The sequence below is a fragment of the Oscillatoria sp. HE19RPO genome (assembly GCF_024220515.1).
Lineage (GTDB): Bacteria > Cyanobacteriota > Cyanobacteriia > Cyanobacteriales > Laspinemataceae > Laspinema.
This window is the reverse complement of sequence record NZ_JAMXOT010000454.1, coordinates 1-3,280: the sequence shown is the minus strand read 5'-3', so window position 1 is coordinate 3,280 and position 3,280 is coordinate 1. Positions and strand designations below refer to the sequence as shown.

General features: G+C 43.2%; 4 protein-coding genes. 1 reads left to right on the top strand and 3 read right to left on the bottom strand.

The features are described from left to right. Positions 1 to 696, top strand: a 696-nt coding sequence (locus NG833_RS29395) for a transposase (protein ID WP_254568811.1), incomplete at its 5' end; no start/stop codon positions are given. Positions 697 to 734: 38 nt separating this feature from the next. Here the strand turns inward: NG833_RS29395 and NG833_RS29390 are convergent. Genes NG833_RS29390 through NG833_RS29380 form a run of 3 tightly spaced genes read right to left on the bottom strand, consistent with a single transcriptional unit; the run spans position 735 to position 2,815 of the window. Continuing rightward, entirely contained in the window at positions 735 to 989 is a 255-nt protein-coding gene (locus tag NG833_RS29390) for a hypothetical protein (protein ID WP_254568810.1), read from the bottom strand. A gap of 30 nt (positions 990 to 1,019) precedes the next feature. After that, positions 1,020 to 1,718: a DUF4276 family protein gene (locus tag NG833_RS29385; protein ID WP_254568809.1), complete on the bottom strand. Its 699-nt coding sequence runs from the start codon at positions 1,716 to 1,718 to the stop codon at positions 1,020 to 1,022. Beyond that, on the bottom strand, positions 1,718 to 2,815 hold the full coding sequence (locus NG833_RS29380) for an AAA family ATPase (protein WP_254568808.1): 1,098 nt from the start codon (positions 2,813 to 2,815) through the stop codon (positions 1,718 to 1,720). Before NG833_RS29380 ends, NG833_RS29385 begins: the two co-directional genes overlap by 1 nt. Between the last annotated feature and the right edge of the window lie 465 nt (positions 2,816 to 3,280).

Here is a 3,280-nt window from a genome sequence, read left to right as displayed (position 1 = left end):
GGCCGAAAAAGCCGCTCTCAAAAAATCAATGGTTATAAACGCCATATTCTTAAAGATTTAGATATAGGAGTGATTCGGGCTGTGGCTGTCACCCGCGCGTGGACACCAGAATCCGCTGCCACTGTTGACTTAGAAGTTGATTTAAAAAGACAACAGGTTCAGTTAAATGAGCTACATATCGACCGAGCTTATTTATCGAGTCATTGGGTAAAAGAACGCTCCGAACAATTACAGATATTTTGTAAAGCATGGCCGGTAAGAAACTCAGAACGGTTTGATAAAAACGCCTTTGTTTTTGACTGGGAAAACCAGGTAATTAGTTGTCCAAATCAAGTGATTATGCCGTTTGAACCCGGTAATATCGTTCATTTTCCCAAACCGGAGTGTGCCGCTTGTCCCCTGAGAGAACGCTGTACTACGAGTAAGAATGGCCTCCGCATATCTATCCATCCCGATGAAGGATTGATGCAGGAATTGCGGAGGCGTCAATCTACCTCAAGCGGTCGCGCTTTCCTTAGGGAGAGAACGTCTGTAGAACACTCTCTAGCTCATGTCGGACAGTGGCAGGACAAACGCGCCCGTTATATTGGACAGCGCAAAAACCTCTTCGATCTCAGGCGAGTGGCTGTCGTCCATAATCTTCATGTCATTGCTCGAATGAATGAGGTTTTACCAATACAACAGGCCCCACCGTAGTTGAATCCAGCAGGTAGATACACATTTGCTCGGTGTTGTCAAGCCTTTTTACTGAACCGACGCCCTAGAGGAAGGGGTTCATATAATAACCTCCACCATGAGGCAACCATCCATGCCGCAAGAGGATAAGCAGAGACTAAAACCGTATCACGAATCGTTTGAGACCAAATGTCCTCATTCCGGCTGAGGCTAATTTCTCCCGCTTTCAGCCCAAACATTCCCATCGTTTGTTGGATCTCGGGCGCATCATTTCCGCTTGTCAGCCAGTCAAAATTAAGACTCAGCGAGTTCACTGCGAATCCTCCATAGGTGTTGTTAGGAAGTCAACAAATCGCTGATTGTCTATCCAACAATTCAAGCTTTAATAACCACTCATTAAAATGTAGGCAGTGACCTCGAATTGATTGTAATCCTATTCTCTCAGCTAACTGCGGTCCAAAGGTGGATTTGGCCTTGCCATAATCGGGGAACTGAGCAATAATCCGTTTGCTCGGTGCTGTTTGTAATCCATCGTTGATTAACTCGGGGGTCTCATATTGACTCGCAATCGCCTGAAGGGTTTCAACTTCTTGTGTGCTTCCCGAACTCAGGTACTCGAAACAAGTTGGATCAGAAAAAAGATAGGCTTCATACTCATGCAACTGAATATAAGGGATGAATCGCAGGTCCCCTATATCTTCTGCAAATTTTTTTTCCAAAAATTTAACCCGTTCAAAAGGATTTTGTCTCATCCGTTCAGCTTCGGCTAGTCCTGGAAAGTCATCATGAATCGCATACAAATCAATCATAGTCGTGAAAAACGCATCTGTAGCTTTATCCTGTTTCAGAAATCGGATGATGTCATTCTTCATCGGTGCATAGTTGCGACCACCGCCCCAATGGACTCGCCCCTTCTTCTTGGCGTGAGCAATGAGTACAGGATTGTGCATGAATAGGTTGTATTTCGCCAAATGCGGCTTGATTAAATTGTCCGCAAATGTCTGTTCGGTTTGCCCTTCAGCAAATAGGTAAAGCCGCGCCATCAATGAGGTCCTCCCCCAATGATGTTTTTCTCCCAAACTTCCCCTAAGCTATATTCGTCGAGCCAAATATCTAACTCTTCAGAACTTAACCTCTTAAATTTTGACTCTTTACCCTCTCGGTCTACGGCAATTACGTCTTCAGGGTCAAAATTGTCCAAAAAGGAACTGGATTGAGTGCTAATGAGGATTTGTGTATGGAGCGATGCCTTCTTAAATAGGTCAGCTATAATATTTAAAGCATAAGGGTGAAGACCTAGTTCAGGTTCATCAACAATAATCAATTTCGGAAGTTCATCTTCAGGCTGTAGGAGTAGCGTGGCAAGGCAAATAGTGCGCAAAGTTCCATCGGAAAATTGATGAGGTCCGAATACTTGATCTGAATCCTTTTCTCTCCAATTTAGAAGGACCCTACGTGATGCATCGGGTTCAATAACAAAATCATCAAAAAAAGGCGCGGTCAAGCGAATCGTACCCACAATTTGTTGATAAGATTTCTTCTTTTCTTCACGAAACCTTAAGAGTAAAGCAGCTAAATTACCGGCATCAGGCATGAGCCATCGGTTATCGCCAACATAACAGGATTGACGGACATCTGCTGTAGGTGATGTGTCATGGAAGTGATAAACGCGACACCGATCAAGTAAGTATTTAAGGATCTTAGCTGTTTGTTTTTCTTCTACTGCTTCGCCAATTTTAGCTTCTTGATGTCCAGCCCCTAATTCATCAATTCTTGCATATGCCGAATTCATTTCCTGAAAACTGATTGTTTCTTCAGCAAAAATTAGAGTATCACCCGCAGCATGAAATAATCTCATATAATAAGTATCCACTCCATTCGTAACTTTAAACTCTAGCTTTGCTTCTATCTGAAGCGTTGTTTTAGGTCCAAAGTGGAGAATGGACTGAGTACGTCCATTAGCAGCAATATAGAGTTGAAAGCGCCCAGCCATCATCTCATTCAGCATTTTGAAAAACGAAATGAGATTGCTCTTTCCTGCCCCGTTTGCTCCAATCAAAATATTTAAAGGATTAAACTCAATATCTATTGCCTTAATAGACTTAAATCCTTCCAGAGTTAACCTTTTTAATCTATTCATAAATCAGTCTCCTACGTCCATCATTATGTATTTAATACCCTGTCAAGTGTCACTGATAAAAATTATTAGCCTGCCGATGTAATATGACTTTTCATAACTCATCAAGCTATTCCAACCCGCCTTGAGGATTGTTTTAAATCTGCTCGATTATTTTCATGCTGGAGACCTAGTTACTCGGTGAATTTGAGAGGTTGGCATAGTGGGCCGAGGTCGCCATCCTATTGATTAGACCGCAATGGCATTATAACTCCCCTCAGCAGCCTGTGGTCAAACCCTAAATGTAGGGTTGATTCGCGAATCAACCCTACTGCATCCGGGGTTTTGTGTAAGGGAACTCCAAAAAATAAAACCTTCAAAAAACCCGCAGGCTCAAGCCTGGGGCTACACGGACAAAGCCCGCCTGCGCGGGCTAAAAGAGCCTTGTTAGGTGCGATCGCATCAAAGCAAGGATGATTTATTTGTTGG

Bases quoted from the DNA above. Each gene is read 5' to 3' on its own strand.
- NG833_RS29385 (WP_254568809.1), bottom strand. From the start codon at position 1,718: ATGGCGCGGCTTTACCTATTTGCTGAAGGGCAAACCGAACAGACATTT.
- NG833_RS29380 (WP_254568808.1), bottom strand. From the start codon at position 2,815: ATGAATAGATTAAAAAGGTTAACTCTGGAAGGATTTAAGTCTATTAAG.